At 56.8% G+C, this 25,794-nt stretch carries 32 protein-coding genes and 2 pseudogenes; 7 read left to right on the top strand and 27 right to left on the bottom strand.

Going from position 1 to position 25,794, the window contains the following annotated elements:
* Positions 1-35: 35 nt before the first annotated feature.
* On the bottom strand, positions 36-857 hold the full coding sequence (locus tag A6764_RS09090) for an RDD family protein (RefSeq protein WP_065066748.1): 822 nt from the start codon (positions 855-857) through the stop codon (positions 36-38).
* A gap of 79 nt (positions 858-936) precedes the next feature.
* Between A6764_RS09090 and A6764_RS09085 the strand changes: the two genes are divergently transcribed.
* The gene (locus A6764_RS09085; RefSeq protein WP_035294911.1) at positions 937-1,917 is read left to right on the top strand and encodes a stage II sporulation protein M; all 981 of its coding nucleotides are present in this window, start codon (positions 937-939) and stop codon (positions 1,915-1,917) included.
* On the opposite strand, the gene A6764_RS09080 is transcribed toward A6764_RS09085, so the two are convergent.
* The 10 genes from A6764_RS09080 to A6764_RS09035 form a co-directional block, all read right to left on the bottom strand.
* Positions 1,884-3,254 carry a DUF58 domain-containing protein gene (locus A6764_RS09080; protein WP_065066749.1) on the bottom strand — a complete coding sequence of 457 codons (1,371 nt, stop codon included), beginning with the start codon at positions 3,252-3,254 and terminating at the stop codon, positions 1,884-1,886. The two genes, A6764_RS09085 and A6764_RS09080, sit on opposite strands and share 34 nt — an antisense overlap.
* On the bottom strand, positions 3,205-4,125 hold the full coding sequence (locus A6764_RS09075; RefSeq protein ID WP_065066750.1) for an AAA family ATPase: 921 nt from the start codon (positions 4,123-4,125) through the stop codon (positions 3,205-3,207). The genes A6764_RS09080 and A6764_RS09075 overlap by 50 nt, the downstream gene beginning before the upstream one ends.
* Positions 4,126-4,132: 7 nt before the next feature.
* The gene (locus A6764_RS09070) at positions 4,133-5,266 is read right to left on the bottom strand and encodes a DUF4350 domain-containing protein (protein WP_065066751.1); all 1,134 of its coding nucleotides are present in this window, start codon (positions 5,264-5,266) and stop codon (positions 4,133-4,135) included.
* A complete protein-coding gene (locus A6764_RS09065; RefSeq protein WP_255309641.1) occupies positions 5,250-5,894 on the bottom strand; it encodes a DUF4129 domain-containing protein in 645 nt (214 codons plus the stop codon). The genes A6764_RS09070 and A6764_RS09065 overlap by 17 nt, the downstream gene beginning before the upstream one ends.
* Positions 5,878-6,873: a DUF7847 domain-containing protein gene (locus tag A6764_RS09060; protein WP_035295581.1), complete on the bottom strand. Its 996-nt coding sequence runs from the start codon at positions 6,871-6,873 to the stop codon at positions 5,878-5,880. The genes A6764_RS09065 and A6764_RS09060 overlap by 17 nt, the downstream gene beginning before the upstream one ends.
* A 448-nt stretch (positions 6,874-7,321) precedes the next feature.
* Positions 7,322-8,461 (bottom strand): glycosyltransferase family 4 protein, encoded by a 1,140-nt coding sequence (locus tag A6764_RS09055; protein WP_065066752.1) that lies wholly within the window; start codon positions 8,459-8,461, stop codon positions 7,322-7,324.
* 102 nt (positions 8,462-8,563) lie between these two features.
* Positions 8,564-10,396, bottom strand: coding sequence for a CotS family spore coat protein (locus A6764_RS09050; RefSeq protein WP_264622486.1), 1,833 nt, complete (start codon positions 10,394-10,396; stop codon positions 8,564-8,566).
* Positions 10,397-10,594: 198 nt separating this feature from the next.
* Positions 10,595-11,122, bottom strand: a complete 528-nt coding sequence (locus A6764_RS09045; protein ID WP_065066754.1) for a hypothetical protein — start codon at positions 11,120-11,122, stop codon at positions 10,595-10,597.
* Positions 11,123-11,331: 209 nt separating this feature from the next.
* Positions 11,332-12,276, bottom strand: a complete 945-nt coding sequence (locus A6764_RS09040) for an NAD-dependent epimerase/dehydratase family protein (protein WP_065066770.1) — start codon at positions 12,274-12,276, stop codon at positions 11,332-11,334.
* Between the two features lie 165 nt (positions 12,277-12,441).
* Positions 12,442-12,609, bottom strand: coding sequence for a hypothetical protein (locus tag A6764_RS09035; RefSeq protein ID WP_176703241.1), 168 nt, complete (start codon positions 12,607-12,609; stop codon positions 12,442-12,444).
* Between the two features lie 74 nt (positions 12,610-12,683).
* On the opposite strand from A6764_RS09035, the gene A6764_RS09030 reads away from it, so the two are divergent.
* The 3 genes from A6764_RS09030 to A6764_RS09020 all read left to right on the top strand — a co-directional run bounded on the left by A6764_RS09030 (position 12,684) and on the right by A6764_RS09020 (position 14,435).
* Positions 12,684-12,881 carry a hypothetical protein gene (locus A6764_RS09030; protein ID WP_029100093.1) on the top strand — a complete coding sequence of 66 codons (198 nt, stop codon included), beginning with the start codon at positions 12,684-12,686 and terminating at the stop codon, positions 12,879-12,881.
* Positions 12,882-13,000: 119 nt separating this feature from the next.
* Positions 13,001-13,468 carry an NUDIX hydrolase gene (locus A6764_RS09025; protein ID WP_035294924.1) on the top strand — a complete coding sequence of 156 codons (468 nt, stop codon included), beginning with the start codon at positions 13,001-13,003 and terminating at the stop codon, positions 13,466-13,468.
* A 316-nt stretch (positions 13,469-13,784) separates the two neighbouring features.
* Positions 13,785-14,435 (top strand): SurA N-terminal domain-containing protein, encoded by a 651-nt coding sequence (locus A6764_RS09020; RefSeq protein ID WP_065066756.1) that lies wholly within the window; start codon positions 13,785-13,787, stop codon positions 14,433-14,435.
* 29 nt (positions 14,436-14,464) lie between these two features.
* Here A6764_RS09020 and A6764_RS09015 read toward each other — a convergent pair whose 3' ends face one another.
* The 7 genes and pseudogenes from A6764_RS09015 to A6764_RS08985 all read right to left on the bottom strand — a co-directional run bounded on the left by A6764_RS09015 (position 14,465) and on the right by A6764_RS08985 (position 17,760).
* The gene (locus tag A6764_RS09015; protein WP_255309642.1) at positions 14,465-14,584 is read right to left on the bottom strand and encodes a putative holin-like toxin; all 120 of its coding nucleotides are present in this window, start codon (positions 14,582-14,584) and stop codon (positions 14,465-14,467) included.
* Positions 14,585-14,696: 112 nt separating this feature from the next.
* A complete protein-coding gene (locus tag A6764_RS09010; protein ID WP_065066757.1) occupies positions 14,697-15,191 on the bottom strand; it encodes a hypothetical protein in 495 nt (164 codons plus the stop codon).
* A gap of 269 nt (positions 15,192-15,460) precedes the next feature.
* Positions 15,461-15,712 (bottom strand): spore coat associated protein CotJA, encoded by a 252-nt coding sequence (locus A6764_RS09005; RefSeq protein ID WP_065066758.1) that lies wholly within the window; start codon positions 15,710-15,712, stop codon positions 15,461-15,463.
* An 18-nt stretch (positions 15,713-15,730) separates the two neighbouring features.
* Entirely contained in the window at positions 15,731-16,234 is a 504-nt protein-coding gene (locus tag A6764_RS09000; RefSeq protein ID WP_035295585.1) for a manganese catalase family protein, read from the bottom strand.
* An 87-nt stretch (positions 16,235-16,321) separates the two neighbouring features.
* On the bottom strand, positions 16,322-16,795 hold the full coding sequence (locus A6764_RS08995; protein WP_065066771.1) for an NUDIX hydrolase: 474 nt from the start codon (positions 16,793-16,795) through the stop codon (positions 16,322-16,324).
* A gap of 168 nt (positions 16,796-16,963) precedes the next feature.
* A pseudogene (locus tag A6764_RS08990) lies at positions 16,964-17,328 on the bottom strand (DUF4188 domain-containing protein).
* Between the two features lie 234 nt (positions 17,329-17,562).
* Positions 17,563-17,760, bottom strand: coding sequence for a hypothetical protein (locus A6764_RS08985; protein WP_065066759.1), 198 nt, complete (start codon positions 17,758-17,760; stop codon positions 17,563-17,565).
* Between the two features lie 215 nt (positions 17,761-17,975).
* Between A6764_RS08985 and A6764_RS08980 the strand changes: the two genes are divergently transcribed.
* Positions 17,976-18,521 carry a YdcF family protein gene (locus A6764_RS08980; RefSeq protein WP_065066760.1) on the top strand — a complete coding sequence of 182 codons (546 nt, stop codon included), beginning with the start codon at positions 17,976-17,978 and terminating at the stop codon, positions 18,519-18,521.
* 260 nt (positions 18,522-18,781) lie between these two features.
* Here A6764_RS08980 and A6764_RS08975 read toward each other — a convergent pair whose 3' ends face one another.
* Positions 18,782-19,489: an RNA polymerase sigma factor gene (locus A6764_RS08975; protein WP_083989766.1), complete on the bottom strand. Its 708-nt coding sequence runs from the start codon at positions 19,487-19,489 to the stop codon at positions 18,782-18,784.
* Between the two features lie 556 nt (positions 19,490-20,045).
* Positions 20,046-20,219 carry a hypothetical protein gene (locus tag A6764_RS08970; RefSeq protein ID WP_156110336.1) on the bottom strand — a complete coding sequence of 58 codons (174 nt, stop codon included), beginning with the start codon at positions 20,217-20,219 and terminating at the stop codon, positions 20,046-20,048.
* A gap of 272 nt (positions 20,220-20,491) precedes the next feature.
* On the opposite strand from A6764_RS08970, the gene A6764_RS08965 reads away from it, so the two are divergent.
* On the top strand, positions 20,492-21,961 hold the full coding sequence (locus tag A6764_RS08965) for a recombinase family protein (protein WP_065066762.1): 1,470 nt from the start codon (positions 20,492-20,494) through the stop codon (positions 21,959-21,961).
* Positions 21,962-21,977: 16 nt separating this feature from the next.
* Here A6764_RS08965 and A6764_RS08960 read toward each other — a convergent pair.
* From A6764_RS08960 to A6764_RS08930, 7 genes and pseudogenes are all read right to left on the bottom strand, one after another.
* A pseudogene (locus tag A6764_RS08960) lies at positions 21,978-22,076 on the bottom strand (manganese catalase family protein); the annotation flags it as partial.
* An 11-nt stretch (positions 22,077-22,087) separates the two neighbouring features.
* The gene (locus A6764_RS08955) at positions 22,088-22,339 is read right to left on the bottom strand and encodes a spore coat protein CotJB (protein WP_029100084.1); all 252 of its coding nucleotides are present in this window, start codon (positions 22,337-22,339) and stop codon (positions 22,088-22,090) included.
* 231 nt (positions 22,340-22,570) lie between these two features.
* The gene (locus A6764_RS08950; RefSeq protein WP_065066763.1) at positions 22,571-22,852 is read right to left on the bottom strand and encodes a hypothetical protein; all 282 of its coding nucleotides are present in this window, start codon (positions 22,850-22,852) and stop codon (positions 22,571-22,573) included.
* Positions 22,853-23,075: 223 nt separating this feature from the next.
* Positions 23,076-23,198: a hypothetical protein gene (locus tag A6764_RS08945; RefSeq protein ID WP_255309643.1), complete on the bottom strand. Its 123-nt coding sequence runs from the start codon at positions 23,196-23,198 to the stop codon at positions 23,076-23,078.
* A 66-nt stretch (positions 23,199-23,264) separates the two neighbouring features.
* A complete protein-coding gene (locus tag A6764_RS08940; RefSeq protein ID WP_035294940.1) occupies positions 23,265-23,615 on the bottom strand; it encodes a YolD-like family protein in 351 nt (116 codons plus the stop codon).
* Positions 23,612-24,055, bottom strand: coding sequence for a YhjD family protein (locus A6764_RS08935; protein WP_065066764.1), 444 nt, complete (start codon positions 24,053-24,055; stop codon positions 23,612-23,614). Before A6764_RS08935 ends, A6764_RS08940 begins: the two co-directional genes overlap by 4 nt.
* A complete protein-coding gene (locus A6764_RS08930) occupies positions 24,052-25,293 on the bottom strand; it encodes a DNA polymerase IV (RefSeq protein WP_065066772.1) in 1,242 nt (413 codons plus the stop codon). The genes A6764_RS08935 and A6764_RS08930 overlap by 4 nt, the downstream gene beginning before the upstream one ends.
* 158 nt (positions 25,294-25,451) lie before the next feature.
* Here A6764_RS08930 and A6764_RS22380 point away from each other — a divergent pair, with 158 nt between their 5' ends.
* Positions 25,452-25,691: a hypothetical protein gene (locus tag A6764_RS22380; protein WP_413541975.1), complete on the top strand. Its 240-nt coding sequence runs from the start codon at positions 25,452-25,454 to the stop codon at positions 25,689-25,691.
* The last annotated feature ends 103 nt before the right edge of the window (positions 25,692-25,794 follow it).

Genomic DNA, 25,794 nt, shown 5'->3' with positions numbered 1-25,794 from the left:
TTTGCAGAAAGATCGGAACGCTCCGATCCTTCCGATTACGGTCCGATCTTCCACTCATGCTGAAGCTGATCGTGCAGCTTCAACAAAAATCCGACCGGATGAGCCTCCGCCGTCTGCCGGTCGGGCCAATCCAGCCTGTCGCACAGCCGTCGCGTGATCTCCAGGGCCAGTTCAATCCGCCTGTCGTCCGCCAGAGTCATCAGGCGGCCGACAAACGCGGAGAGAAGCTGCCAGTCTTCCCGGGTGATCGCCTGTTTGTGCCGCTCGCTCAACACAAAGGACGGCGCATCCGCCATCCAGCGCGCAAGCTTCCGCCCCTTTCGTCCGCGGATAAGCCGCATCCCCTCGTTTTCCAACACGACAATCGTCCCCGCCACCATGTCGCCGATCCGTTTGTCCCGGGGATGAAAAAACACGACCAACCCGCCGAGAAAGTAGCCGGTCGGCAGACTGTCAATGACGCGGAACAGGTTGCGGATCACGGCGGACAAAAACGTCAGCGACTGGCCGTTTTCCTGGATGACGCGGATGCCCATCCACCGCTTTCCCAGCGTCTGCCCGCCGCGAAAGTACTCCATCAGTAAAAAATAGCCGAAATTCAGCAAAAACAGACCAATCAGCAGGATGGCCAAGGCGTAGCTTTTCTCATCCTGGAAAAATCCATCTCCGCTGCCAAATGCGACTATGCCAAACAGCACAAATACAGTAAGATTAACCAAGAGAAGGAGCGCCATGTCAATCAACTGGGCCGCCGCCCTGCTGCCCAGCCCGGCCGTTTGAAAGCGGAGCTGGACGTGCTCGGGCGTGACGATGGCGGCTTCCCTGTATGGGCGGTCGATGCTTCTCTGTTCGCTCATGGGTGAAACGTTCTCCCTTCCCCGAAAAGTGACTACCTTTTTATCCTGAAAACAGACCTTGCGAAACGGAGGGTTCCTCGTGAATGTGACGTCGTTTTGGCACACCCACAAATCCACCTGGGCCGAGCTGGACCGGCTGCTGGATCGCTTTCACAAGCGGCCGCGGGAGATCGGAGCGGCCGACATCGACCGGCTGACACTCCTGTACAAAAAAACCTCCGCCCATCTGGCCTACATCCGCACCTATCACCCGCACGACGAAGTGACCCGCTATTTGAACCGACTGGTGGCCCGCGCCCACAACGTCGCGTACAAGCAGCAGTCGACCAGCGGCGGACAGCTCTCCCGCTTTTTCTGGGTCCACCTGCTGGAGCTGATCCGCAAACGCCTCCCGTTCATCGGCTGGGCGGCCGTCCTGTTTCTGATCGGCGGCGTTTCCGGGTTCGCCGCCGTCATGGCCGATCCGCTGAATCTCTACTTTGTTCTGCCGGAAGGGATGGCCGAACAGATCGATCCCGGCCGGCTCGGCCAGGGACACGAATCGATCGACAGTCCGATGATCTCCACGCTGATCATGATCAACAACATCAAGGTAGCGATCCTCGCCTTCATCAGCGGCGTGACGCTCGGCCTGGTGCCGCTCTATCTGCTGCTGTTCAACGGGCTTTTGATCGGAGCGCTGGCCGCCGTCTACTGGCAGGCGAACGCCAGCTACGCGTTCTGGGCCTACATCCTGCCGCACGGCGTGATCGAGCTGACGGCCATCTTCATCGCCGGCGGGGCCGGTCTGCACATGGGCTACCGCCTGCTCGTACCCGGACCGTACCACCGCAAATACCAGTTCCTGCAGGCGGCCAAGGAATCGGCCCAACTGCTGCTCGGGACGCTGCCGCTGTTTGTCGTCGCCGGAATCATCGAAGGGTACATCACGCCCTCCGCGCTCTCCCTCGAGGCGAAATACGCGGTGGCGATCCTCACCCTCATCGCCATTGCCGGCTGGTACGCGTACGGGCTAAAGCGGCAGCGTCACAGCGCTTCTCTCGCCTTGATCTCCAAGTAGCGGTTCACTACCGCCAGCGTTAGCTGATCGGCCGGGACGTCCAGCACCTGGATGCCCGCGCCGATCATGTTTTGTTGGAACGCTTTTCGGTCGAGCTGGAAGCGCTGGGCCAGCGCCTTGATATAGGCCAGGCGGCTGCTGGTCGTCTCCGCCCGGTTCCAGGCGTGCAGGAGCGGGTCGGCGAGGGAGAGCAAAAGCAGCAGGTGACTGCGCCGAATCCGCCAGAGGTACGCGGCCAACTGGTCTTCCAGCAGGTAGTTTTCCATGTCGGAAAACAGCACCATCAGGCTGCGCCGCTTCTGCTGCCGGTGCAGGTACTCCAGCGCCTGCAGCGGATTGGATTCGACGAAGTCGCTCTGCAGGTCAAAGACCGCTTCCAGCAGGGTGTGCAGGTGGGCAAGCCCTCTGCCCGGCGGGACGTACACCTTGATTTCATGTGAAAAGGCGAGCAGCGCCACCTGATCCCCCTGTCTCAGGGCGACGGCGGCCAGCGTCAGCGCCGCTTCCAACGACAAGTCCAGCTTCGTCCGGCCGTCCAGTTCCACGCCCATCATCCGGCCGCAGTCCAGGAGAATCGTCACCACTTTCCCCTGTTCGGGGCGGTACTGGTTGGTCATCAGGCGGCGCGTCCGCGCGGAGGCCGACCAGTTGATGTGGCGGGGATCGTCATCGGGCACGTAGTCGCGGATCGCGTGAAATTCCGAACCCGACCGCGCCCGCCGCATCACTTTCCTGCCGTCGACGATCAGGCTCTCCTGGAGCGAGTTGAGGTACCCGCGCACGGCGGACAGATCGGGATACACCTTGACAGACTGCTCGCAGGACAGTTTGGCCTGCTTTTGCCACAATCCGATGTTCCCCCTGTAGCGCAGATACAGATGGGACCACGTGTACGTCCCCCGCTCCCTGGCGCGGGTCTCGTAGCGGACCGTGATGGTGCCCGGCGGCAGTGCTCCCGCAAGCGGCTCCAGCCGCTCAAACGAAAGCGGCAGGTCGTCGAGCAGTTCGTACCAGACGATTTGGCCGCTCCTGTTCTCCAGGCGGACGCAGACGGACAGCGCCCGGCCGAGATCAATCTGCTCCGGCAGTTCACGCGACGCGGTCAGCTCCCTGCGCCTGGGAAGCGTCGCCAGGTCGATTACGCTCGCGATGACGAGCAGCCCGTTCACAATCCAGAACGCGGCATACCCCCAGCTAAGCAGGTACCCCGCCGCGGCCAGCGGGCAGCTGGCCAGCGCCAGGAGAATCAGCCGCCTGGTGGGCAGCACGAAGTCGTCGAGGAAAAACCTAGCGAGGAACCGGAATCGCGGCCAGCGTCTCATCGATGATGTGGTCACTGGTTCCCCCCTCCAATTCCACCTGCGGCGCGAGAATCAGCCTGTGGCGCAGCGCCGGTCGGGCGACCGCCTTGACGTCGTCCGGCGTGACGTACATCCGCTGATCCAAAACGGCCCAGGCCTTGCTCGCCATCAGGACGGCGATGCCGGCCCGCGAACTGGCCCCCAGCAGCAGCCGCTTGGTCTCCCGGGTCTTGCGAATCAGCGTGGCGATGTACTCGAGGATCGAATCTTCCACCACCACGTCGGCCAGCTTCCGCCGCTCGCGAGCGATCTCCTCGACGCTGATGACCGGCTCGCTCGCTGCTGCCGGTTCGGCAAAGAACGGCACGTGCTGCCTGAGAATCTGCGTTTCCTGTTCATGCGACGGGTAGCCGACCTGCAGTTTGAACAGAAACCGGTCCAACTGCGCTTCCGGCAGGACGTACGTACCTTCGTATTCCACCGGGTTTTGCGTGGCGATGACAAAAAACGGATCAGGCAGCGGATAGGTGACCCCGTGAATCGTCACCTGCCGCTCTTCCATCGCTTCCAGCAGCGCCGCCTGCGTCTTGGGAGGCGTGCGGTTGATCTCGTCAGCCAGAAGCAGGTTGGCAAAGACCGGTCCCTTCACCGTTTCAAACCGGTTCTGCTGCATGTTGAACACGACGTGGCCGATGATGTCGCTCGGCATCATGTCGGGGGTAAACTGAATCCGCTTGTATTCTCCGCCGATCAAGCCGGCCAGGGTGCGGACCATTTTCGTCTTGCCGATCCCGGGCACCCCTTCGAGCAGCACGTGACCGCCGGCGAGCAGCGCCGCGAGCAGCAGCCGGATGTTGTGCCGCTGCCCCAGCACGCGTTTCTCCATTTCTTGCAGCAATTGTTCCACGTCACATTCACTCCTTTTCCAAGCGCTCTGTCATGTCGTCCAGCATGCGGCTGTCGGCCACCAACTGCTTGAGCGAGCAGCGCCCCGCCGCTTTTGCCGCCTCGATCCGCTCCAGCAGTCCGATGAGCGCGGCCGCCTCCGCTTCACTCCATCTCGCCCTGGCGGCCGCCGCGATTTCATGGGACGAAGCCCGGGTGTGAAGCCCCCAGCGCTCCTGCATCATCTGCCGCAGGTACGCCTCCCGGATCTTCAAGGCATCCAGGGCCAAGCGGCGCCGTTCGTACCAGCTCGCCACGGCCAGCAGCGTTTCGTCCCCGCGCCGGACCGTCCATTCCCGCAGGGTGTAGACGGGGCCGAAGCGTTTGCCCTTTCGCCACAGCCAAAGCAGGAGCACCACGCCCAGTTGGGCCAGGGCCGCCACCAGCCACCCCGGGTAGACGGCGAGAATGCCCGGCTGCTGCCGATAGCCGTGATGGTATTCATCCAGCCAGGTGACGCTCCAGTCCCCCTGCAGGTGGGGCCAGATCAGTTCGAAGTGGGAGTGGTTCATCACCTGCTCGTTCGTCAGCCACTCGGGCACGAGAAACAGCGTGACCGTACCCGCCCCCACCTTCGTCCGTCCGGCGATGATGCCCAGATCGTCGGAAAGGAGCGGCTCCAGGTCCGGCGTGTTGTCCAGCCGCATGTACGCATGCACCAGACCGGTCCGGCCCTGACCGGCGGAAGGGCCGTGGATGGGCCTCTCTTTCGCCTCATCTCCTGCCTCGCCCGCTGCGGAGGCCGACAGGTGGGCCTCCTCCCATCCAGACGGATTGCGTTCAAACACGATCAGGTCGTTGCCGCTCTCCACCCAGCGGAGGATATCCTCCCGTTCGCTGTCCGTCACCTGGCGCGGTTCGACCACAATCAGCGCCTGGCCGCTGCCCGGCGGCAGAAAGCGCCACGGTTGGCGCCACTCCTTGACGCCGTTCCGCTTTTCCCCCAGCAGCGTCGCGATTGCCTTGAGACCAGCCGGCTGAGGCGAAAACGAGACGTACGGCGGATACAACGGGGCGGCCGGTTTGATCAGCAGCCAGCCCAGCGCGAGAAACAGCAGTACGGCGGCGGCGAGAGCCGCACGGTATCTAGTGACGGTCCCCATGTTGTCCCTCCCCGCTCCACTGCCGTTCCAGTTCGCTCACATGCCGCCAAAAGACCGCCTCGTCCACGCTCTTCCTGCCGTACCACACCTGTTCAAAGGCGTGCGCATGACGGCGAAAGAGCGGTTCCAGGTCCGGCTGTCGGTCGCGCAGCTCATCCATATACTCCCAGTTGGTCTTCCACGTTTCCACCCGAATCCACGACCGCTCCTGCAGGTACAAGAGCAGGGACAGAAACATGAGGCGCATGCCTTCCCGCCACTCGCCCCGCTGTCCCAGCTCCTTGGCTTCCCGCAGGCAATCCGCGTGCGTGCGGATGTGTTCCCCCCTCGCCAGCAGCGCGGCTTTTCGCTGTTCCGCCCGCACCATCCGGCGGACCAGCCAGCAGATCAGCACAACCAGGCCGATCAGGGCGGCGGCGATGATTGCGCCGGACAGCGTGCTGGCCGCTCCGGGCGGCACGTCGGCGTGCCGCAGCAGGCGGGCGATGGTCTCCACGATGTGCTCCAGCAGCGGATCCAGCCAGCTTTCCCCCTCCCCGGACCGGACGGCATACTCGTCGGCGGACAAAATCTCCGCCAGCCGTTCCTTGTCGCGGGAGAGTTGATTCGCATCAATCATGGCTGCCATCCAACTCCGCCGCAGCCGAAGTCTCCGCCTGCCTCCTCAGCATCGCTTCCACGTCAGTCCCTTCATAGCGGACCTTCAGATCCAGATAGGCAAGGGCGTAGACGATCATCATCCACGGGATGAGCAGACACGAGACCAGCACCTGGATCAACTGGCTCAGGATGGATACGCCAAAAGCGGCGATCGACAAGGCGGAGATGCCGCCGGAGAAGATGGTATAGATCACCGTCAGCACCAGATACAGCGCCATTAGACGCCAGAAGCTGCCTTTCGTCAATTTCCAGCTCCGGCCGATGCCGATCCCCTCATGATCCAGAAGCACCACCGGCAGGTAAAACCCCCAGCGAAGCAGAAAAAAACCGGGAACAAGCACGATTCCGGCGAGAAACAGCAGGTACCCGCCAATCATCAAAACGATGACGGCGACCGGCGAAAGATCGCTGTCTTCCGCCGCCAGGCCGGCAATGCCGAATCCGAGCACGGATAAGAGAACGATGGCCAGAACAAAGGCCAGCATGATGCCTGCCATGATCAGTCCGAACACAAACGTGCTGCCGGCCAGCGGCCACACCCGGCTCAGCGCCTGCTTTAGCGCCGCTTTCACGTTGACCGGCTCCCCTGTCACCGCCGCCCTGGTCATCAGCAGCGCCGCCGAGAGCATCAGCGGATAGACAAACAGCATCGTCACCGGCACCCAGACGAGCAGGTACAACAGCAGGTGCCCCAGGTTGTCCGTCAGGGTGGCGTCGGACGCCCCCAGGCGGTTTTGCCAGAATTCCCAAAAGGTCGACGATTCGTCATCGCTCGTCACCAGGGGCATGCTGCCGAGATCGGTCATCAATACCTCCTGAATCAGGAGAAACGGTCCAAACAGCAGCATCGTCAAGAGAAAAAACGGGACAAAATGATGCCGGTAGACGGAGAAGCTCCGATCCAGCAGGCTTCCCACTCCCATGGGTTCAAGCTGCAAGTGATTCATGCACGAGACCTCCACCATACGTTTTAAAGATTTCTCGATCATTATACACGATTTTCCTTCCTTTTTAAAAAATTCCTCTGCATTTGGAAAAATGCGTCGAATGATCTCCTTCCGCAGTTCATCCCGCCCCAAGCAGGCAATGCGCCGCTTCTGATGACCGGACTCGGCTGGATATTTGTCCATTTCCGGCACTTCCGCCGTGCATATCCTACACCATGCACAGATGGAGGTGTCAGCATTGAAATCGACCAAAGCAGCGAAAAAGAGGAGCCCGCTGAAAAAAAGAGAACAGGGAGGCGTATCCCGGCACGTGCCAGCCGCGCGAATCGGTTTTGCACCGATAAACGATCCCGCAGCAAACGTGCGCCGGTCATACCCTCCCTGTATACTTTCCAAACGGACGCGCTTTTTGATTTGCCATCCACAAGGCGGACGATTCAACGGGCCGCTATCCGTTCCAGACTTGCAGCACTTCACTTGCCACCCGGTTCCACGTGAATCGTTCCTCGGCCAAACGCCGGCCGGCATTGCCCATTCTCCGCTGCAGATCGCGGTTGGAGAGCAGCGTGTGCAGCTTCTCGGCAAATGCCTGCGGATTTTCCGGCTGTTCGACCAAAAGGCCGTTGCCGTTGACGATCACCTCCGGATTCCCGCCTCGCTGCGTCGTGACAAACGGCAGTCCGGCGGCCATCGCTTCATAGTGGACGCGGGCGAGCGGCTCCTCCCACTGCGAGGGGCAGACAAAAATATCGCCGGCCCAAAACCAGTGGTGAATCTGTTCGGCCGGTACGTATCCCGTCGTGATGACCGGAACGGGGGAACGCGCCGCCAGAGCGCGGACGTAGGCCACGTAATCGCTCACTTTGTCCACGCTGTACCAGGAACCCCCGACCAGGACGAGCGCAATGTCGGAATGGCGGCGTGACAGTTCGTTCATCGCCCGGACCAGGATGTCGGCACCTTTCTTCGGAGTGAGCCGTCCGACAAACAAGATGACCTGCTTTCCGTTCAGATTGTACTGCGAGCGGAGCTGGTTGCGAATTTGCTTGGCCGCCTGCGACCGCTCCCACGGAACGAACAGGTCCAGATTTACACCCGAATAGATGGTGCGCACCTTGGGCGCCGCCTGCGGATACAACCCGCAGATCACCTTGCCTACGTAATTGCTGATGGTGATGATCTGCTCCGTTCCTTCGATCGCCCTGACCGCTACGTCGGGATCAATTTTGGCTGGATCGAACATGTCGTTATGCATGCTTAAAATGATCCGCGCGCGGGGACACGCTTCCCGGATCAACGGCACCAGGCGCGGCCGGTTGAAGACGTGAATGATGTCGTACGAATTGCTGCGGAGAAATTGGATCACTTCTTTCGCGTACAGTTCATAGGCGCCCTGTCCGTTGACGCGCACGTACCGAACATTCCCTTTTGTTTCCTCCTGCGGAAGCGACGGATCCGACGTCCCCAACACCGTCACGTTGTGATGCTTGCCGAGAACATTGACAATACCGGCGATATAGGTTTGAATGGCACCGCCCCGGATTGGCGGTACGGGCAATTTTTCCGTACAGATCAATAACCCCTTCATCCGAATTCTCCTTTCCCATCACGCCGCTTGGTTCAAGCCGGCGGTCAGTCTGGCTCACTTGTCGCCGTACGGCTTTCGGACGGCAGCTTTGGCCGCCTTGGTTCAAGTCGCCGCTGTTTGGCCGAAGAGGCGTTTTCTGTTTTTGACTGCCTGCTTTTTGTCTTTGTCCGCTCTCCTTGTCAATGCGGATGGTTTCTGTACCTTTCGTTTGCGCTGCACCGTTGAGGCCGCTCGTTTGATCAACTTTTTCAGCTTGATGACGCCGGTTTTGCTTTTCTGCTTCGGTTTGCGCTTCGTCGTCGACCGGGACGTCTGTACCGGTTTGCGCTTCGTCGTCGACCGGGACGTCTGTACCGGTTTGCGCTTCGTCGTCGACCGGGACGTCTGTACCGGTTTGCGCTTCGTCGTTGACCGGGACGTCTCCGGTTTGCGCCGGCTCACGCTTGTCGCCGTTTTCACCGACGGCCGTCTTTTCTGCAGGCGGCTCTCTTCTCGTTTCACCTTGCGGACACGCTTGCGGTAAACGCCCTTGGCGCCTGCGGCTTTGAGTTTTACCCGCGCTTTATCCCGCACGACGGGTGCCTTCGATACGTCGGCGGGGTCTTTCACCTCGGTTTCGGACGGCGAAGCGCCGACCCGTTCCTTTTCCTTCAACACGGCAGCAGGCTCTTCTGCCGTACGCCGTTTCCCTTTCTTCGCCGATTCAGGCTGCGCGTCTGCTTGTGCCGGCTGCTGCAGGACCCATTTGTCTGCATCCGGCACGCTTTCCCTGACCGGCCGGCGCGGTTGGCGCAACGCCGCCAACTGCTCGTAATGTTCCGCTTTGTATTTGGATTTGTCCTTGGCCAGCTCCGCCAGCGCCTGCCACTTGGATTGGTCCGCGGCGACAATCCGCTGCTGGATGGCTTCCACTCCTCCCGTGCTCAAAAACGTCACCGGATCGAAAAACACCTCTTTGAGATGCTTGTAAAACTCGTTGGGGAGAGCCATGTCGATCAGAAGCACGTCGAAGCTTTCCGCACTGAGCGGATTCGCCTCGTGGTAAGCCTCGATCATGCCGCGCATCCAGGTGGTATCCCAGACGCCCATGTCATCCATCGTGCTCGTAATCAGCTTGCGCAGGTCGCGAAAGGGGAGGTCGTACGCGACCCCGTCCAGGTCTATCACCCACAGACCGCCCGGCCCCATCTGCCCGTTGGACCATCCGTAATCCTGGTGAACCAGTCCCCAATACGGTTCGCCCATCGCCACCATGTGCCGGTAGGGAGACTCGTTCAGCTTTTGCAGCGCGTCCCAGGCCTGCCGCTCAAACAGGTCGACAACGGAGAGAATGGACTTGCTGGCAGGAATGTCGTTGTACACTTTGGCGACTTCGCGCAGCCAACCGATTTTTTTGGCCACCTTCTTGTAGTAGTTGGGCCATTTGTGCAGCCGTGACGCGTTCTTTGCCCCTTGCGGAGGAACGTACCCCTTGGAGTAGCGATGAAACTCACCCAGCCCGTAGCACAACTGCTGGGCCCCTGCGAGGTCGATTTTGGTCGCCGGCGTGAGGGGTTCCACCCAGTCGGTGACGATCCAGAGCTTCCCGCCACTCTCAACAAACAGTTTGCCGTCTTTTGCCGGGATGAGCGCGGGAACTCTGCCCCCCTGTTGGTGAATGTACGCTTGCGCCCCGACACTAAACATGCTCCTCGCCGGAGCGCGGTGCAGCAGCTTCAGGCTGCGCGGCCCCTTGTTGGTCTGGATCCGCCAAATGGCACCGCCCTTGTCAGGTTTCGAGGTGATCAACCTGCGATCGCTGACAGACATGTCGTAGTGAGTCATCACTTTCACCGCCAGCTCGTCGATCTCCGGCGGCACGTGCAAATCCCAATCTACAGGCTTCGGTCCTGTTGCCTCTGGGTTATCCCACGGCTTGATAACATATTGATCCATTGTCTCCCTCCGAAGTACGTTTTGTAACTCGGTGTAAATCTTTTATAAGGTATTCGTTGCGAAGGGATCACGTAACGGACAAATATCTATCCGCACTTGAGAAATCGTGCCAACCGCCCTCTTGTCCGCACCGGAAAAAGAAAAATCGATGCGCCTGCTCGGCGCATCGTCTCGACGCGTTGTGTGCTGATGCTGTTCTCAGTCGTCGTCCTCTTCTTCGTCCTCATCTTCGTCTTCTTCGTCCGTTTCTTCGTCTTCACCGGACCCGTCTGCGTCTTCTTCCTCGTCTTCCTCTTCGTTCTCTTCCTCGTCGTCGCCTTCGTCCCCATCCTCGTCTTCTTCTTCGTCCTCGTCTTCTTCTTCGTCCTCGTCTTCCTCGTCCGTTTCTTCGTCTTCATCGGACCCGTCTGCGTCTTCTTCCTCGTCTTCTTCGTCCCCATCTTCGTCGGCTTCTTCCTCGCCGTCTTCTTCTTCTTCGGATCCTGCCTCGTCTTCGTCTTCGTCGTCTTCGTCCTCTTCATCTGCGGCCGCTTGCGAGACGACGATTTCCGTTTCTTCGTCGTCTTCCTCGTTCAGGTCCTCTTCCAGGACCGGGTCATGGCCGGACGAATAGATCAGTTTCTTCTTGTTGCCGTCCGCGTATTCGATCCCAACTTCCAATTCCTCGATCCCGTTTTCGCCCTTCAGCGTTTCGCTCAGATGCTCCAACCAGGTTTCTTGTGCCATCTGCCTATGACCTCCCACCATCAAGTGTCATGCTTGCATGTTGTCATCGGATTCCCCTTTGACTTGTAACACTATATGAACCTGTCTGCTTGTCGGTCTGAGCAGATGTCTACTCTCCATAGCGGAATTTTGGTTCCTGTCCAAAGGGGGGATCGAGGCGAACGACCGATTCGCTGTGCACCGCCGCCGGTGCTGTTCGCTGCAATCGTTCAGGGAAGCACGGAACGGATGTCGGCGATCTGCCGGGCCAGGCCCTCTGCCAGGGAAACAACAGGCCGGTACCCCAGCAGACGCTCCGCTTTTGAGATGTCAGCCCACGTGTGTCTCGGTTCCCCGTGGAGATTTCCCGTGAAACGGAGCGTGGCCTTCTCTCCCGTCAACCGCTCCAGCATGGCGATGACGTCCAGCACGGAGGCCCGTTCCAAACCGCCGATGTTGATCGTCTCGCCGATCACCCCGTTTGCCGTCAGCGCCGCAGCCGTGGCCTCCACGCAGTCGGCAACGTACGTAAAATCGCGGGTCTGTCGTCCGTCTCCAAAAACCGTAATGGGTTCGTGTTTCAGCAGGCTGCGGATAAACAAATGGAACGCCATGTCGGACCGCTGGCGTGGGCCGTACACGGTAAAATACCTCAATATCACAATCGGCACCCCGTAACAGAGCCGATACACATTGCACAAATGCTCGCCGGCCAACTTGCTGACACCGTATGGGGAAAGCGGCACGGGCGGAGCGTCTTCCGGGACCTGTCCGGTCTTTTCACCGTAGACGGACGAGGTGGAAACGTAGATGAACCGATCCAGCTTGCTCACGCGGGCCGCCTCCAGCAACCGCTGGGTAGCCAGGATATTGTGCGTGACATACAACTGAAAATCGCTGCCCCAACTGGAACGAACACCAGGCATGCCAGCCAGATGATACACCACATCGACTCCTTGCAGCAGGGCGGGGAGGTCGGCCTGGAGCAGGTCTTCCTGGATAAACCGAAAGCGCGGATGGTTGACGAGCGCGGCGATATTTCTCTGTTTGACAGGAGCGAGCGACGGATTGACAAACACATCGAGGCCCACCACTTCCGTTCCCTCCATCTGCAGCAGCCGTTCGCACAGATGGGAACCGACAAAGCCGGCGGCGCCTGTCACCAGTATGTTCATGGTCGCGATACCCCCTTTCTCGGAATGCACAATCGCTTCATAGCCGAAGCCTCCGCTCGTTTTGGCCGCAAGCAGCACGCTGCTGCAAAGCGCTTGCTAAATAGTATGCAGACGAAAGACGAACACTTGGACGCATACCGCTTTCCGCGCAAATTTGGCTCTTGTCTACCCGGCCCCGGACAAGCGGATCGGGCGCGGCACGGTCAGCGTCGTGGCGCTGGCAAGCGCCTGGCGTCCGCCTTCACGCAAAAAAGAGCCGGCGGTTTTTCCGTCGGCTCTCTCGCTGCTGCGCCGGCAAGTCGATTGGTCAGCTTGCCGGTCTTCAAATGACACCGGCTTTTTCCCGAAACCATGGCCCGCCTCATTCGTAAGCGGTATATAACCAGCAGTCTGAAGGAGTGGTCATGTTGTTCAAAAAACTGATAAACAGCCTGCTCGGCAGCCGTCCCGCTTCCCGTACATACCGGCGGTACAGCAGCAGCGATTACAAGCACGGCGGCTATCACAAGCAGCACGATGGCCGCGGTCATGGACACGGACACGCGTACTACGGAAGCGCCCATTACAAGAAAAAGCATTCCAGCAGCGGCTTTTTCAGCAGTTGACTCATCCGCTCGGCAGCGTTCCCCGTATGGCCCCGCCGCGTTACGCGGGGCTCTTTGTGTTCCCGCCCACCCCAAATTGTGGTATCATTGGAAATATTCTTTCGTTAGGTGGGAAATGGATGATCGAATACGTGAAAGAAATGAGAAAGATCATCGGAACCAAACCGCTGATGATTTGCGGCGCCAGCGTGATCATCTTTGATCCAGACGGAAACGTGCTGATGCTGCAGCGAAGCGATAACGATTGCTGGTGCTTTCCCGGTGGAACCATTGACCTGGGAGAGCGGCTGGAGGAAACGGCACGAAGGGAGGCGTTGGAAGAAACCAACTTGCGGCTGCATGACCTGGAGCTGTTCGGTGTCTTTTCCGGCGAGGAATTGCATTATGTCTACCCGAATGGCGATGAAATCTATGGGGTGGACGTTGTCTACACGTCCTCCCGTTATGAGGGTACCGTAGCCATCAACCACGAGAGCAAGGCTTATCAGTTCTTCCCGATCGATCAGCTTCCGAGCAGCATCAGCCCGCCAGTCAAACCGATCGTGAGAGAACTTCTCGCAAGATTGGGGAGACGACCTTCTTTGTAAGGGAGCTATGTATCCCCTCTTCATGCTCGTATCCCTACCAAGCAGACCGTAAAAAAAGCCTCCCTTCCTGGTAACGCGGCGGGGATTTTTCTATGGGGAACATACGCAAGTCGTATGTGGAACACATTGGGTTCATCCTGATGATGGGTGGGGTAACCTTCTTACAGCGTTCATGTGAATATCGTGACGATGATGGAAGAATGGAGACCGTCAATGAACCTGAATGGCATATACGGAGAAAAACACACAAAACCATTCTCGAGCAGCACGAGTGACGGACCAAGAGCGATACCGTGAATATCATGAGGTGTATACGATGAAGAACACACGAATCGTAGTAGCATCGATAACGGTTCTTGTCCTAAGTGCAGGCAGCCTATCCCATTCATTGGCAAAAAAGGAACCCGATGAATTTGAGAAAGGCCAAAAATATGCTCAGATATACACCGAAACAGTAAAGATGGACAGAGCCTCCCTCCCTTTGAACGCTGTTCTTCAAAAGAATGTGGACATTACGATCACCCAAGAGGAAATAAACGATAAAATCGCCAGATATACCGCCTATTCTCAGGCTTTTGGTGTTACCTTAACCCCAGAGCAGGCGATTGATAAGGTGATCGAGAGACATTTGCTAAAAAAATATGCGCTGGAAAATAAATTGTATCCTTCTGAAAAAGAGATCATACAGCACATCCAGGACATCAAAAACAGCTACCTTCAACATCAATCGCCGCTGATCGAAGGAATGATTGACGAATTGGGATTGTCCGTTAATGAATTCTTCTTTGATTTTTTACGAGATGGATATGAAGAAGATCTCGTGAGACTGCACATTATCAACAAACTGAAAGCCGAACACAAAAAATGGAACAACGAATCCGACAATGATTACCACAACAGAATGATTGAAGAGCTCCATCGCCTTATCGAGAACCTAAAAAACAATTCAAATCCCTTGGTCAAATAGACCGCACGAGTTGTCAGCTCAAGGGCGGTCTATTTCCTTTTGAGGTACGTCAGCAACGCGAGGATGAACATGCCGAACATGAACATCAGCGTCAATGCTTGATACACCTCCATCAGCTTCACCCCTTTGAACGGGGGCTTTTTGCACAAACGGCTGACGCTCCCCCCCACCGGTTCCAGAGATGAGGCCGCTGTCTTTGCGGGATTCCAGGACATGTGCGGCCTTCGCTGTCAGCACTGCCGCCCCGGAGAGCGCGAAGTCTCAGAACGGAGGAGGTTCGACTTTCACCCAATCCGTTTTCCCAAGCAGGGCAATCAGTCTCTCCGCATCTTCCTGCTTGTACGCGTCACGGTCAAAAGCTGGCTTCATGTCGAACGGCTTGATGTAGTGCTCCCCTTCTTTTGTCTGTACGTACATGAGGTATTTCCGCTGTGTGACGACCTCGTTCGTTCCGTATTCCACAATCCATACGGAAAGGGAGTTTACCGTTCCGACAAGGTTTGTTTTGGTTCCTTTGTTCATCCCATTCACAAATTGCTTTCGTTTCGATTCTTCGGAAATGGTTGAAATCAGTTCCGGTTGTGGCTTTTCCGATCCTTCTCTATACATGAGAATCGAAACCGCTGTCAGGTTTTCGTGCGGCAGCACGGATTCCGGCCGGCTCTCTGATAACGGCGATACCAGTTTTCCGGAGCATCCCGTCATTACCACCAAACAAGCGATCAACAGCAAAAAAACAGGTAGATTTCGAATCATGTACGTTTGTCCTCCTCTTTTCGGAAGAAGCAACCTTCACAAGCAGGGACGGCTGCTTTGGAATCTTTTCGCAAAAACCGCACCGGCTCCTACTAATTGTACGCTACGTTCACGCCTGGCCCTTGCCTCTGATTGGTCCATCCTCTTCACAAACCGGGGACAAAGTAACAACCCCCTCAGACATGGCGGTCACAAGCTCCCCCCTGCAAAAGCAAAAAGCCATCCGCTGCCTGAACGTGGATGGCTCTCCGACATGCCCAAACGCTTTCCTACTCCCGGTACGGATTCTCATACGGATCATACAGCCACCGAAACAGCGTGCCCGCTACCAGCGCTTCCGGCAGCGAAAACTGGTCCATGTACGGGTCGGGCGGGTACGGTTTGACCGGAGGCAGGTTCACGGGCTGATAGCCCCCCGTCCCCGGCGGGTAAAAGCCGACCCGCGGGGGAAAGTGGCCTGCCCGGGTGACCGGATGCGGGCTGCCTTTGGCGGCGGCTTCGCGGGATTGTTCCTTCTTCATGCGCGCATCCCTCCTTCGTCAAAAATACTTTTTCGTCTTGTAGTGTTCTTCCACGATGCACAGCGCTTCGCGGAAGCGTTGGGAGTGGACCACTTCCCGCTCGCGCAGGTATTTTAAGACCTGGATCACATCCGGGTCGTCCGTCAGGTTGATCAGCCATTGGTAGGTGGCGCGGGCCTTTTCCTCGGCGGCGATGTCCTCCGCTAGGTCGGCGATCGGGTCGCCCTTGGCCTGGATGTACGCCGCAGTCCAGGGATTGCCGTTGGCGTCCGTATAGAACAGCGCCTTTTCGTGATCGGCATACATCGATCCCAACCCGGCCGCCCGCATCTGCTCCGGCGTGGCGTCTTTGACCAGCTTGTGGACCAGCGTGGCGATCACTTCCAGGTGCCCCAGCTCTTCCGTGCCGATGTCCGTCAGCAGCGCTTTGGCCCGCTCGTTCGGCATCGTGTAGCGCTGGTTCAGGTAGCGGAGCGCCGCAGACAGTTCGCCGTCCGGCCCGCCGTATTGTCGCAAAGGGATGAGTTTCCCGGAGACAGCATGAGCGCCCTCTTTGACGCGAAGGGTTTCGTCGTTTGCGCATGTGCTTGTCCCGTTTTGCTGTACAACTCAATCGCCCACTCGTCCGAGGAGTTCATGGGGATTCACGGTCCATGACTCATATGGCACCATACTACTCTTCGCCATCGCGTCCAGCGTTCGGGATTGAAAATGAGGTCGTGTGATGTACGCGTCTATGTTTGATTCGTGCAACGCTACAAATTTGGCTTCTTGGATTTCTTCCGGTTGAATCTGGATCGTACCGCTTACATATTCGCCGTAGAACACAACGGTAAGAATATGACTGGCAGCATTATAGTAAACACCTGTGATGCCTTTGGGCTGTATGGTTACATTCGTTTCCTCCAAACATTCCCGAACAACCGCTTTGTCCAAAGGTTCTCCTTCTTCCACCTGGCCTCCCGGAAGCTCCCACGTATCCGAACGCCGATGGGTCTTCACCAATAGTACGTGCCCTTGTTGATTGGTCACAAAAGCCGAAACCGCGACAATATGTCGTGGAACATGATGGACGTGATCCACTGAAAGCACCTCACCCTTCTTTGTTTTCTCAGGCTATGTGCGAAATGAATCAAGCTGTGCGTGATTACACCTTCATCCGAATGAATGATCGATTTCCGTTCACTCAAAAAATGAAGTACGCTCCATACGTTTTCTTGCGGTATTAAGTTCATTGGTAATTCGCACATGCTAGAATGCTTTAGCCAAACCATATATTGGCATGTTAATATAAAGGGATTCATTTTTTTCAACTTTGTAGGTTTCATGATAGATACCTACCGCTCCGCTTTCCCCATTTTTTGGTAAAACATTTTCATCGCTTTTGAGTGTGTGGTTCCATATGTATATGATTCCAAGTGTTCATACGACTTCCAGTATTGAATCGTCGTTACTGTACGCCAGCCAATGACAGTTGTCTCTTGAAGGAATCCTAACTCTGGATTTTGATAAAGTTCCTTAAGCATTGGTGTCATTGCCTGTATGGCTGATATCCATTTAAAAAAACCAGAAAGTTTATTTAATCGCACACCGATAATAAATACTACAAAATCCATCTTCGGTTTTTGCGGTGAACGCACCCTTATGTATACTTGTTGACATGGTTCCATTTTTAAGAAATTTTGGATCTATCATAGCATAAAAATCAAATAAAATTTTAAATATTAAATATTTTTATGCTGTTTCTCTTAAATAAGACCGCCCGTTAGCGGAGTGAAAAAAAAAAAAAAAACGGCTACCACAGCAACCGCTATCGTTTCCCGTTCGTGAGAAATGTTAGGTGACGCCTATTACGATTTGTCTTTCTCGTCGTCTTTCTGTTCCAGAAACGGCTGCAGCGGATCTCCGCCAACACGCCCGGACATCATATCGTCGAAAGGGGTGTAATTGGTTCTGTTTGGCAGCCTATTTTGTCGGATCGAGGTAAAAATCACCCAAAACAAGCCAGCTGCCATAACAACGGCAACTATGATAACGATTGCGCTCATCCGCATCACCACGTTTCGTATTTATTGATAAGAATTTTTCCATAGCATCCATATCCCGTTCTTTCTTGATTGTTTTCCAATCCCCTCCCCTTTTTATTGCGAGAAGAGATACTTTGCAAAAAAAATCCTATCACTCAGAAGGGTTCCACTCGTTTCATCCGTAATACTAATCGCATAGACTTGCTTGAAACGGTAAAAATTGGAGTGACGAAAACATGATCACGTATCAAGCGTTATCCGATTTCATTTTTGCGGATCGCCGTCATCTCTTCTCCTGCCCTGATCTCGTGATTTACCATCCAGGTCACTATACCGAATGCAACAACGCGATCATCAAGCTGTACCAAGAGGAGGGGTTCGCAAAGATTACGCTATCCGCGGCCCCCAATCGTTTCATGGATGGACAATCGGAGTATGACGTACATAAACCGATTCTTATCGAAGGGGGCATCCCGGAACACGACATTATCCGCATCTCGGAGGGAACCACGATTGAGGAGATCGTCAAACACTCATTTCGAATTCCTCAACAGCAGGGATTCCCCATTCATAAGGTCCTGTTGGTGGGAAAGGCCTTTTTTGCGAGACGGTTTCTCCTTTTGGGCGAACGGTATGCTCCTCAGGGTACCGTGGTCGACGTACTGGGGCTTGTCGATCATCGAGGGATCACGAAGGACAATTGGATGAATTCCCCCCAAGGAAAGAAGAGGGTTATTGGAGAACTGGAGAAAATAGCCAACATGTTGGGCAGCAGCCACTAATCTTCTGACACATTTCGTATATACACGTCTCGATGATTCGTACATTTGTTTGCGTTGATTTAACTTCTGATTCGCATGGGATGGAAAAACAAAAGACGGGAGATATTGGGCCTACTGTTTTCTAAATGCCTCCGAAGGCAAGGGTTCTATCCCAGAAAAAAATCGGATGGCACTCGGGTGATTTTCCTGCTTAACTCTGATGAAGACGGTTTGTGGAAAGCAAAATATACTTGTAACGAGTGTCAATACCTCTCCAACATTTATTGAATTGGCTTTATTACCTTTCCCTTCCCAGACCGTATGTCTGTGATCACCCATCTCCCCTCCTGATCTAACTCTATAAAATAAACATGGTTGGAACCATCCGAATGCTTTACAAACACGTAACCTCGCTTATGATCTTCATGTAAATATACACTTGGTTTAAAACTGCCGACCTCTTGGGCCCCAAGGATCGCCCCGTAGATTGATGTTAGGGGATCATGATCCAACGTTCTTCTACGTTCTACCATGTCAATCTGTTTAAACCCCTTCATATTAACAGGGAGCGATTCAACAATATCTTCGTCGATCATGTTTTGTTGTTCCGCAAGTTGCAGCTCTATCTCCTTTTGTGCTTGCCGTTGTTCTTCATTTATCGGTATTTTAAAGAAGGGAAACGCGTTGGTAACATAGCCCACGCCACCCAGGCCGAGAACGAACAGCATGCATCCCATTATGACAGCCACTTTTATTTCCAAGTCGTCACGAAAGCTAAGGAACGTCAGCCACTTTTCCTTCTGTAATGCTTTTTTACTCATCCTTACCAGGATTTTGTAATACCATGTTTGAAAACACGCTGGATTTCGTAACAAGTGAAGCTTTTGATAACAAATCAGAAAAGCATCTTGCACGATCTCTTCAGCCAATTCCTTATTCTGTGTAATCAGGTATGCCGTTTGTTTGGCTTTGTAGTAGTGCCTTGAAATTGAACGCTACTAACAATTTTTTCGGACATTTTGTGGGCAGGCGATGACCAGGGACACTTAGGATAAGAATCAATTTGCACGGATCGATTACGATGACTCTTCTTAAACGAAAATCGTCGTACGCAAATGCGAGAAAAACCATGACACGAAATCGCCTATGTGACTCATTACTCGTCTCCACGTCTGTTTATTTTTTTGCTTAGGAATTGGACACTCCTGTGGAGTCTGCCCACTTCCTCGTAAAACAACTGGGTGAGAAAGAGTAATGTCCCGATGATGATCCCACCGGCGATGATGACCCCAACCATTTTCCAAATACACGCATCGAATCCCCTCCTACCTTACATGGTAACATTCACCAGAAACAAGCGGTATTACCAATTTGGTTGCTTTCCCCATCCCGATACGGCCGTCGATCGGAGGGCGATGCGCGATCAAACGCATGGTGTTTTCCAACATTCCGCTTCAACCAAATCCGCGTTTTTTCCTGTATCCGCCATCCTGGTGCCGCCTCTCCCATCCCCCTCCTGCCAGGGGTTGTCCCATCCGGCATCGGTCACCCGATGCCCAGCTCCTCCATCACGGAGGCTTTTGCCCATCGCACCAGGACGTCTGCACACTTCTTGCTGACTTGTTTTCGAAGGTCAGGGGTCATGTCCACCGTTTCACCTGCTGCCCGGATATAGACCTTGTGCGGCAAGACCACAAGCGGTTTTGGCTTTCTTGCCACACCATCACCCCCTCTCCGTACTCTTTGTATGCGGGGTGGACACGTGGACGGGACTGTTTGCTGCGAACACCTCGCCGAGGCGCAGATCGCCCGACGTCCCGGCATATACCTGTTCTATGAGGCCGCTTTGCGCATGGCGTACGCGTCTGGCCGTTTCAGAAGCATCACGATCGTTGGCATGCTTCCAGTGAAAAGACGGCGCGAACGCCCCTTGTCTTTGTGTTGATCGCGGCGGCCGAGGAGGAACCGACTGGCGAGGGGGGATTGCACCCATGACGATTGCTCTTTACATCCGCGTTTCCACGGAGGAACAGGCCCGCGAAGGGTTTTCCATCCCGGAACAGCAGGAACGCCTGCGTGCCTTTTGCACCGCGCATGGATGGACGGATTACGCGTTCTACATCGATGACGGTTACTCCGCCAAAGACACCAACCGACCGGCCTTCCGACGGATGACGGATGACATTCGGGCCGGCCGCATCCACATGGTCATCACGACCAAAATCGACCGGCTGACGCGGCGGCTCATCGATCTCCTTACGTTCGTCGATGAACTGGACATGTACGAGTGCACCTACAAGTCGGCATCCGAGACGTTTGACACCGGCACCGCCGTCGGCCGGATGGTGCTGCAGCTCCTCGGCGTCTTCGCCGAATTTGAACGGGAACGGATCGCGGAGCGCGTTCGTGAAAACATGTACCACGCTGCCAAACAGGGCAGGCCGGTCACCACTCCCTGCTTTGGGTACGACGTGGCGGACGGTCAATTCGTCATCAACGAGGAAGAGGCACACTGGGTACGAAAAATGGTAGACATGACGCTAAACGGCCACGGCACCTGGAGCGTAGCCAAGATGTTGAACGAAAACGGTGTACGGACCAAACGGGGACGGGAGTGGACATTGAAGGCCGTCCGGGTCTTCCTCTGGAAAAACGAAATGCTGCGGGGCAATACGGTGTGGAATCAGCATGCGCGGAAAAACGGCAGGCTGATCCAACGCCCTCCGGACGAGTGGCTGCTGGTTGAGGGAACCCACGAGCCCATCCTTGACCAGGAGACGTACCGGAAACTCCAAGACGTCCTCGACCGCAGCCAGCGTGCCGCCCCGCGCTCCAAAGGGAGCCGCTATCTCCTCTCCGGGCTCGTGTTTTGCGGCCACTGTGGAGCGAAAATGTACGGCATGGACACCACGTGCAAAAAGAACGGCAGGGAGTACCGTCCACCGGCCCGATACTTGTGCGCGGGCTACGCCAAGAAAGGCCAATGCTTTTACCACTACATCCCGTGTTCCGCTCTGGACCAACAGGTCATTCGGGAAATCGTCAGCCTGAGCCAGACTGACCTGGACGTTCCGCTGCATGCCGTCTCCGTGCAGGAAAACCACATCCGCGGGGAGCTTACCCAGTCCAAACGGCAGCTCGCCTTCATGGACGAAAGGTTCCAGCGGCAGATTCGCGCATTCGAGCTCGGGATTCTGGACGAGGCCGACCTGCTGGAAGCCAAGACAAGGCTGAACGAGGAAAAACGGGCATTGCGTGAAAAGATACGGACGCTGGAGGAACGTGTGGAGGCCGAGGTATCCCCGGAGGCGGTACAGGCGAAGATACGGAACAGAATCACCACCCTCCAAGAGGCCGTGGAAAACGACGACCGGGAACGGCTGAAAAATGGAATCCGGGAGATCGTTCACCAGGTTACCGTATACGACGGCAGCCGGATCGAGATCAGCTTTTGGGTGTAGTCATACCTTTGCGCCGGTCCGGCCCGCCGTACTGGGTGATCAGAAATTTGGCCATTTGCAGGTCCGGCCTGCTTACGCGGACGGGGATTTCCAGCTTCTTTTCATAAATCCACATCGCCGTTCACCTCAATACTCGATTTCCCACGGCCACGGCGTGGCGGTCCACACCCAGCGGCTGGGGGAAGACGAAAAACCGTACTGCATCAGCGGGCCGCACTTCGTTTCATACTCCGCTTTCAAGACCATCAGCTCTTTGGACAAGCAGTTGTATTGATGAACGGCGCGCTGGTCTCCCGGGTTCACGTCCAGATATAATTGCAGCTCGACGAGCGCAAACTGCACCTCCTGCAATTTGCGAAGCGCATTGCTGGGCTCCATGAGACTCCTCCTTTTGCTTCCCGCTGCCTCTGCCGGTGACGGGTCGAGCTTGTTTGCTCCGCACGTGCCCGGCGGGCGCTTTTTCTTCTCGTTACCACCGTATGCATCTAGGCGTTTGTCGGTCCCTCCCGCCGCGGCACAAACAAAAAACCTTTCGTCGTCCCGCTTCCGGGATGAGAAAGGTTTGCGTGTGCGTATTCGTCTCTGTGCAGCGGCCGTGCGGTCTGCCCGCTAGGTGGTGACGGCCTTGGCCTTGGGTTTGGTGATAATGTGATGGCCGCGCGGCAGGCCCCGCTGCTGCAGTTCTTCTTCCGTCAGGATATGGAGCGTCTCGTCCTTGCACGGCATCGGCACCAATCCGCCAAACGGGCTCATGACCCGCCCGTTCGTTTCCGTTTCGATGACCACGTACAGTCCCTTGTTCTCCAACTGCTGAATGAACTCCGTCCAGCGTTTGGCGGTCATCTGCTCCGCGTGCCTGGTAAAAATGACACCCATTTCTTGTGCTAACATGTACAATCTCCTTTAACGTACGCATCAGGTCTTGATCGGAAAGATATCCTAACGATACTCTGAAACGTCCTGTTCTGGCAAAAAGCATTTCGCGCAAAAAACGGCGAAAAAATGCTGATTTTCCCCGCCTGCCGTTTCAGGAACAGCACGTCACCACCGCGCACGGCATTTCACCGTGCCACGCTGTTTTTTGCGGCTTGCCTTTTCCTGGCTGCCCGTGCTGCTAGCGATAGGTAATGGCCTGTCTCCCCAGGGCTTCCCAGCTTCTTTTCAGGGCCTGGTGGGAGACGCGCCGCTGCTTGTCGCCGGACAGCGGATCGTTGACGTAAGCGTATCGCTGGCTCACGCCGAACGCCTCCTTTGGTTTTATCCAAAGGGTGCCCCGCCGGCCGGCCGGCCATGTCCCCTCCGCTCAGGAGATTGCTGTCAGTTCCGCGTCCAGCAGGCGGGCAAACGGAATCCGCAGCGTCTTCTCCCCGCTCTTCAGCTTCAACTGCCGGCTGGCCGGATCGATGTGAACCACCCGGCCGCTCAGGCGGCGGGCCGCCTCGCCGTCGTAGTAGGTCAGGCTCACGACGCCGCCCGTCTGGAACGCTTCCCAGATCCGCTCGCTCACGGCCGCCAGTTGTTCCTCGTCCAGTTCCGGGGGGATGTAGCGTCGCTCTTCCGCCTTGATCCGCAGGTACATCTCCCGATGCTCGGGCAGCACAAAACGGCTGGCCGCAAACAAATTGTCCTTCTTCGACACGCGTTTTTCCCTCATGTTGCCTTCTCTCCTTCTTCGCGGCCGATCCCCCGCGCATGACGTTCCGGCACCATCGCGCCCGGGTCCTGGCGGGGGGCTTGCTGCCGCATGATCCACAGCCGGGCCAGTTCCTGGCATTCGGCGCGCAGCACCTCAATGGAGTAGACCGCCTCCCGCACGTACCCGCGCTGCCGGTACTGCACCACGTAGACGCCTCGCTCCCGGCGGGCGCTCAGCAGGACGCATCCCCGCTGCCGCAAATGGCGGCGCAGTCTGTGATGCTGCCGCTCCGCCCAGCGGGACAGTTCCTCGAAAAACCAGTGGTACGACAGCTTCAAGGGAACCTGCCGCACCCGCCCCCAATCCGCCATGGCGGCGCGAAACAGCAAACCGAACAGGATGTACAGGCGCAGCAGTTCCTGTTCTCCCTCCGCCGCCTGCCCGTCCCGCTCCGTCACTTGTAGTGCCCCCCGATCTTGCGGGCACGCTCCCGCGCCTGCCCCGCTCCCAGCAGGGAAACGGCCCGCAAAATGGCATCCTGTCCGTAGCGGGCGCGGATGTCGTCCATGGCGCGGGCGAGCGAACGCTGCCTGTGCGTGTCGGTAAACAGGTTGAGCTGAACCACATTGTCGGGCACCAACTGTTCCAGGCTGACACCGACGCTGCGCACCGGCGTCTGCTGCCAGTGCCGGTCAAACAGGCGGCAGGCCGCTTCGTACAGCGTCATCGCGTCATGGGTCGGCTCCGGCAGCTTCAACTGCCGCCCAAAGCCGGCAGGGGCATCAAAATCGGCCCCGCGGCATCCGACCGAGACGACCGATCCCATCAGCCGCTTGCTCCGCGCCCGGCGGCATACCTCCTCGCACAGCTCCAGGAGCACCACCTTGATCTCGGCGGCGGTGTGATAGTCGCGCGGCAGCGTCATGTGATGGCCGATGCCCTTTTGCGTCTCGTGGGTCTGAAGCGACACCGGCGAATTGTCCAGGCCGTGAGCCGTGCGCCAAAGCACCTCGCCGTTTACGCCCCAGCGGCGGGCGAGCACCGCCGGAGACATGCGGGCGAGCTGCCCGATCTGGTAGATGCCCATGCGGTGAAAGTGGCGCTTCATCCGCGAGCCCACCCCGAACAGCTTTTCGATCGGCAGCTTCCAGAGCGTGTCGGCCAGCTCTTCCCGCTTCAGCCAAAAGATCCCCTCCTCCCGCTTTTTGGCGAAGTTGTCGCAGGCCATCTTGGCGAGCACCTTGTTCTCCCCGATGCCGATCCGGGAGTTAATCCCCGTCTCCAGCCGGACGCGGCGGCGGATTTCCTCGGCCATCCGCCAGGGGTCGCCGAACAGCCGGACGCTTCCCGTCACGTCCAGAAACTGCTCGTCGATGGAATACGGCTCCACCAGATCGGTAAACGACTCAAAGATGCGGGTAATCTGCACGGAGACGCGGAGGTACGTCTCCATCCGCGGGCGAACGACCACCAGATGCCGGCACTTTTGCTGCGCCTGCCACAGCGCCTCCGCCGTGGTGACACCGTACGACTTGGCAATCGGGCAGGCGGCCAGAACCACGCCGCTGCGCCGTTCGGGATCGCCGGCCACGACGACCGGTTTGTCCCGCAGCTGCGGATGGGCCGCCTTTTCAATACTGGCGTAAAAGCTCTGCATGTCAGCCAGGAAGATGATCCGCTTGCTGTCCTTGGTCATGATGCTCACCCCCAACAGGAACATTTGTTCTCATCTTAAATCTGTTCTTAGTATAGCAAACATATGTTCGGTTTTATACTCCCTGCTTGCAAAAAAAGCGCTGGTAATTTTTTCTTCCGCTTTCTGCCGAACGGCAGAGCGGCAGAGCGGTCGGCTACGTGATCATCGCCGGGCTGACCAACCTGCACGGCAGCATCGAGCTGATGCGCATTACGATCTCCGCGAAAGGGAAAAGATACGGCCGCCGGGTCCTGCGGCAGGTCAAGCGCTGGGCGTTTGAGGAACAGCAGGCTCACCATCCGCCCTTCGCTCCTTGCCGGACAAACGGGAATTACAGGCGCAAAAGAGACGTGAAAAGCCGTACTGAAAATCGTTCTGAAACATTACAATGTTGGTAACGATCAAGGCTTTGGCTTTGGCCCGTCCTTGGTCGCGCAGCACATCCAGAAAGGAGTTGACATGACGTTGCGACACATCAGGATGACCGCAGGTTTGCCTCCT

It is taken from the genome of Brevibacillus sp. WF146 (assembly GCF_001673705.2).
In the GTDB taxonomy this organism is placed as follows: domain Bacteria; phylum Bacillota; class Bacilli; order Brevibacillales; family Brevibacillaceae; genus Brevibacillus; species Brevibacillus thermoruber.
Note: the sequence above shows the minus strand (reverse complement) of the source record. Positions and strands in the feature narration are given on the sequence as shown.

Bases quoted from the DNA above. Each gene is read 5' to 3' on its own strand.
- A6764_RS09090 (WP_065066748.1), bottom strand. From the start codon at position 857: ATGAGCGAACAGAGAAGCATCGACCGCCCATACAGGGAAGCCGCCATC.
- A6764_RS09050 (WP_264622486.1), bottom strand. From the start codon at position 10,396: ATGGATCAATATGTTATCAAGCCGTGGGATAACCCAGAGGCAACAGGA.
- A6764_RS08965 (WP_065066762.1), top strand. From the start codon at position 20,492: ATGACGATTGCTCTTTACATCCGCGTTTCCACGGAGGAACAGGCCCGC.
- A6764_RS09005 (WP_065066758.1), bottom strand. From the start codon at position 15,712: ATGAAGAAGGAACAATCCCGCGAAGCCGCCGCCAAAGGCAGCCCGCAT.
- A6764_RS09025 (WP_035294924.1), top strand. From the start codon at position 13,001: ATGATCGAATACGTGAAAGAAATGAGAAAGATCATCGGAACCAAACCG.
- A6764_RS08955 (WP_029100084.1), bottom strand. From the start codon at position 22,339: ATGGAGCCCAGCAATGCGCTTCGCAAATTGCAGGAGGTGCAGTTTGCG.
- A6764_RS09060 (WP_035295581.1), bottom strand. From the start codon at position 6,873: ATGAATCACTTGCAGCTTGAACCCATGGGAGTGGGAAGCCTGCTGGAT.
- A6764_RS08940 (WP_035294940.1), bottom strand. From the start codon at position 23,615: ATGAGGGAAAAACGCGTGTCGAAGAAGGACAATTTGTTTGCGGCCAGC.
- A6764_RS09055 (WP_065066752.1), bottom strand. From the start codon at position 8,461: ATGAAGGGGTTATTGATCTGTACGGAAAAATTGCCCGTACCGCCAATC.
- A6764_RS08985 (WP_065066759.1), bottom strand. From the start codon at position 17,760: ATGAGCGCAATCGTTATCATAGTTGCCGTTGTTATGGCAGCTGGCTTG.
- A6764_RS09065 (WP_255309641.1), bottom strand. From the start codon at position 5,894: ATGGCAGCCATGATTGATGCGAATCAACTCTCCCGCGACAAGGAACGG.
- A6764_RS09070 (WP_065066751.1), bottom strand. From the start codon at position 5,266: ATGGGGACCGTCACTAGATACCGTGCGGCTCTCGCCGCCGCCGTACTG.
- A6764_RS08930 (WP_065066772.1), bottom strand. From the start codon at position 25,293: ATGACCAAGGACAGCAAGCGGATCATCTTCCTGGCTGACATGCAGAGC.
- A6764_RS08950 (WP_065066763.1), bottom strand. From the start codon at position 22,852: ATGTTAGCACAAGAAATGGGTGTCATTTTTACCAGGCACGCGGAGCAG.
- A6764_RS09045 (WP_065066754.1), bottom strand. From the start codon at position 11,122: ATGGCACAAGAAACCTGGTTGGAGCATCTGAGCGAAACGCTGAAGGGC.
- A6764_RS08980 (WP_065066760.1), top strand. From the start codon at position 17,976: ATGATCACGTATCAAGCGTTATCCGATTTCATTTTTGCGGATCGCCGT.
- A6764_RS09010 (WP_065066757.1), bottom strand. From the start codon at position 15,191: ATGATTCGAAATCTACCTGTTTTTTTGCTGTTGATCGCTTGTTTGGTG.
- A6764_RS09020 (WP_065066756.1), top strand. From the start codon at position 13,785: ATGAAGAACACACGAATCGTAGTAGCATCGATAACGGTTCTTGTCCTA.
- A6764_RS09040 (WP_065066770.1), bottom strand. From the start codon at position 12,276: ATGAACATACTGGTGACAGGCGCCGCCGGCTTTGTCGGTTCCCATCTG.